Origin of the sequence: Frankia sp. EI5c, from assembly GCF_001636565.1 — a bacterium.
GTDB lineage: Bacteria > Actinomycetota > Actinomycetes > Frankiales > Frankiaceae > Parafrankia.
The window spans coordinates 1-2,558 of sequence record NZ_LRTK01000121.1; the positions used below are offsets into that span (position 1 = coordinate 1).

A 2,558-nucleotide genomic window follows, 5' to 3' on the forward strand; every position below is an offset into this window, starting at 1 on the left:
CCCCCACCCCACCCATCAACCCCGGCCACCAACCCACCACAACCCTCACCACCACCACCGAACACGTCACCCCCGACGCCATCCACACCCGCGACGGCGGACCCTTCCACCTCGACCAATCACTCCACGTACTCCTCCAGGAACCAGCCGTCAGGAGGAGGCAGTCGACCGCCGCATAACAGGCCGCCCTGGCGGCGGACAGGGCCGGCAGCCCATTTACGGCAGCCGGAATCGCCGGGCCGGCAGTTACGCGGGCCCGGGATCCAACCCGGCCGGTCCGGCGCTAGTCGCCGAGGCCGGCGGCCTCGAAGGCGGAGAGGGACGGCGGGATGGTCGCGGTCGGGCCGCCGGTGGGCACCAACGGGTCCAGCGTCTTGAGGCCGTCGCCGGTGTTGTAGATGACCGTCTCGACCTCGGGGTCGAGGCGGCCCTCGTTCAGCAGGCGGCGCAGGCAGGCCACGGTGACCCCGCCCGCGGTCTCCCCGAAGATCCCCTCGGTGCGGGCCAGCAGACGGATGCCGTCGACGATCTGCTCGTCGGTGACGTCGGTGATGGCGCCGCCGGTGCGGCGGGCGACGTCCAGAGCGTAGGGGCCGTCCGCCGGGTTGCCGATCGACAGTGACTTGGCGATCGTGGAGGGCTTCACCGGGGCCACGGTGTCGGCGCCCCGGCTGAAGGCCGCGGCCACCGGGTTGCAGCCGGCGGCCTGGGCGCCGAAGACCTTGTACGGAGTGGGCTCGACCAGCCCGAGGCGCCCCAGCTCACCGAACGCCTTGTCGACCTTGGTCAGCAGCGAGCCGGAGGCGATCGGGATGACGACCTGGCCNGGAAGCCGCCAACCGAGCTGCTCGGCAACCTCGTACCCGAGGGTCTTCGAGCCNTCCGCGTAGAACGGGCGCACATTGACGTTGACGAACGCCCACTCGTACTCGCCGGCGAGTTCGCTGCACAGCCGGTTCACATCGTCGTAGTTGCCCTTGATGGCGACCAGGGTGCCGCCGNACACCGCGGTCGACACGGTTTTGCCGGCTTCCAGGTCGTGCGGGACGAGCACGACGGAGCGCAGCCCGGCGGACGCCGCGTGCGCGGCCACCGACTGGGCGAGGTTGCCGGTGGACGCGCAGGCCACGGTTGTGAAGCCGAGCTCGCGAGCGGCGGTGAGGGCGACCGAGACGACGCGGTCCTTGAACGAGTGTGTCGGGTTCGCGCTGTCGTCCTTCACCCACAGGGAGCGCATCCCCAGCTCGGCGGCCAGGCGCGGGGCGGGCCGCAGCGGGGTCCACCCGGCGTCCAGGGAGACCCGCCGCTCGGCGGCGTGCCCGGCGGGTAGCAGGCCCACGTAACGCCACAGGTTCTGCGGGCCGGCCTCGATCGACTTCCGGGTCACCCGGCGGAGACGGTCCTCGTCGTAGGCGATCTCAAGGGGAGCGAAACACTCCACACACACGTGGGTGGGTGACAGTGGGTAGGTGGCGCCGCAGTGACGACAGGACAGCGAAACGGCGGGGTTCGCGGCATCCGGGCTCGGGAGAGTGGCGCGCTCGGGCGCGAGAGTCATGCGATGTACTCCTCATCTTTCCCGGGCGCCGGCATGCGCCCCGGGTCGGAATTAGCACCTGCCGCGCAGGGATGCGTCGGTGGTTGCCGGGGCTTCGCTGGGCCGTTCCCTCTGCCCCTCTGGATGAGCCAGATGAAGTTGTCTGTCCGTACTGTAGTCCGCGTGCGGGCGGACGTGCACCGTAGTTTATGCGGTCGGACGGGTGTCATGAACCAAGGGAGACGTTGGCGTGTCAGTACGTGTCGTCTACACCGATCTTGACGGAACGATGGTCGGCCCACGCGGATGTTTCTTCCGTCAGGANGGCGGCGCGACGACCCTGGAGCCCGCCCGTGCGCTGTCCGACCTGCATGACTCGGGCATCGCCCTCGTCCTGGTCTCCGGGCGGACGAGGCCGCAGCTTGTGGAGGCGGCCAGCATCTTCGGTGCCGACGGCTTCATCGGCGAGCTGGGCGCCATCGTCGGTTGGACCAGCGGGACCTGGCTCGACAGCGAGATCCTGCGCGGCGCGATGCCCGACTCCTACAAGCAGGTGCCCGAGAGCCTGCTCGACGAGCTGATCCGGCGGTACCCGGGGCGTCTCGAGCTGCACAAGCCCTGGCACGCCGGCCGGGAGATCGACGTCATGCTGCGCGGCCGGATCGATGTCCCCGAGGTGGACAGGTGGCTCGTCGAGGAGGGCTTCGGCTGGCTGAGCATGCGTGACAACGGCCTGATCTCGCAGGCGAACATGCCCGACCTGGGTGTGGTGCCGCACGTCTACCACCTGGTGCCGGACGGGGTGGGCAAGGGCGAGGCCGTGGCGTACGACCTCAAACGGCGCGGGATCGACCCGAGTGAGGCGATCGCCATCGGGGACTCGGCCAGCGACCTGGAGATGGCCCGCTCGGTCGGGCGGATGCACCTGGTGGCCAACGCGGTCCGCCACCCCGACATCGCGCGGCTGCTCACCGAGCACGACAACGTGGTCGTGGAGGATGGCGCCGTCGGGCTGGGCTGG

1 protein-coding gene, 4 pseudogenes and 1 riboswitch are annotated in these 2,558 nt (G+C 70.2%); of the genes and pseudogenes, 1 reads left to right on the forward strand and 4 read right to left on the reverse strand.

The window, feature by feature from the left end:
- Positions 1-283: 283 nt before the first annotated feature.
- The 4 genes and pseudogenes from UG55_RS44060 to UG55_RS44075 all read right to left on the reverse strand — a co-directional run.
- Positions 284-826: pyridoxal-phosphate dependent enzyme (locus tag UG55_RS44060; protein ID WP_242425127.1), on the reverse strand; the 543-nt coding region annotated here is incomplete at its 5' end.
- Between the two features lies 1 nt (position 827).
- Positions 828-880, reverse strand: a pseudogene (locus tag UG55_RS44065) (hypothetical protein); the annotation flags it as partial.
- A 1-nt stretch (position 881) separates the two neighbouring features.
- Positions 882-1,001 (reverse strand): annotated as a pseudogene (locus UG55_RS44070) (hypothetical protein); the annotation flags it as partial.
- 1 nt (position 1,002) lies between these two features.
- A pseudogene (locus UG55_RS44075) lies at positions 1,003-1,558 on the reverse strand (pyridoxal-phosphate dependent enzyme); the annotation flags it as partial.
- A 9-nt stretch (positions 1,559-1,567) separates the two neighbouring features.
- Positions 1,568-1,688: riboswitch (SAM riboswitch) on the reverse strand.
- A gap of 174 nt (positions 1,689-1,862) precedes the next feature.
- On the opposite strand from UG55_RS44075, the pseudogene UG55_RS25915 reads away from it, so the two are divergent.
- Positions 1,863-2,558, forward strand: a pseudogene (locus tag UG55_RS25915) (HAD family hydrolase); the annotation flags it as partial.